We start from the raw sequence: 1,033 nt of genomic DNA, 5'->3' as shown, positions 1-1,033 counted from the left end.
CTAGATACCATCTCTCCTGACCGGCCACAAACATCCCATCAGGCGGTTTGTGGCCGATATTCGGTTTGGGTCTTGAGGACACCATAGGCGATGTGGATCAGCTTCCGCATCGCCGCCCCCAGGGCCGCCATCTTGCTCTTGCCATTTCCTGTTAGCCGCTGGTAAAGCGCTGAGATATCCGGATTTCGCCTCAGCCCGACGACGGCTGCCATGTATAGGCTCTGACGCAGTTTCGGATTACCGGCTTTCGACAAGCGGGGCCGGCCCCGTACGGAACTACCCGATTCCCAACTGACGGGCACGAGCCCCGCAAACGCCGCGGCCTGACGGGCGCTCTTGAAAACACGGCTACGCAGCATCGTCAACAGTCGGAGAGATACCGCAGGGCCAACGCCGGGAATCGTTTGCAGCAAGGCACGATCCTGCTTCAAGCCAGGGTGCTGATCGAGGTGGTCATCGACCTCCTGCTGGAGACGATCCCGCTCACGCGTCAATGCCAGCAGGATGTCATCAATTGAGCGGAGGATATCGGTTGCCATGGCGAACTCGGCTTTCTCGCGCCGGTTTCGCTCACGCTGAATGTCCTTGTCCAGGGCATCGAGTCTCGCTGCCAGCGCCTTGAGCTTGCGCACTTCCTCGGGCTCTGGCTGCCAGGCTTCGGGGCGTTGAGTCGCACCATACCGTGCCAGTACCACACTGTCCTTCTTGTCCGTTTTGCCACGTACCCCCAGGCTACGGGAGAAATCGCGCACCTGCGCCGGGTTGAGGACATAAACCTGGATGCCGGCAGCATGCAGCCAATACGCGAGCGTTTCGTGATAGATACCGGTGGCTTCCATCAACACATGAAACTGATCCTGTGGCTCCCCGGTCTGGTGTTCGAGCCATTCAAGCAAGCGAGGAAAGTCCTGCCGACGATTGGGGAACACCCGAGTCTTGACCTTGCCGCTCGCCACGTCGCGCAGCCAGGCGCAGTCGATCTTCTGCTTGCTGACGTCGATACCGATTACTGCCATGCTCTCGTCGCCTTTCC

At 59.8% G+C, this 1,033-nt stretch carries 1 protein-coding gene; it reads right to left on the bottom strand.

Annotated features, from left to right (window positions below; translation table 11 throughout):
- Positions 1 to 38: 38 nt before the first annotated feature.
- A complete protein-coding gene (locus IHD13_RS18015) occupies positions 39 to 1,016 on the bottom strand; it encodes an IS110 family transposase (protein WP_195862412.1) in 978 nt (325 codons plus the stop codon).
- Positions 1,017 to 1,033 lie beyond the last annotated feature (17 nt).

This window comes from Halomonas sp. 328, from assembly GCF_015645095.1.
Classification (GTDB): Bacteria; Pseudomonadota; Gammaproteobacteria; order Pseudomonadales; family Halomonadaceae; genus Bisbaumannia.
This window is presented reverse-complemented; position numbering and strand designations above follow the sequence as displayed.

Bases quoted from the DNA above. Each gene is read 5' to 3' on its own strand.
- IHD13_RS18015 (WP_195862412.1), bottom strand. From the start codon at position 1,016: ATGGCAGTAATCGGTATCGACGTCAGCAAGCAGAAGATCGACTGCGCC.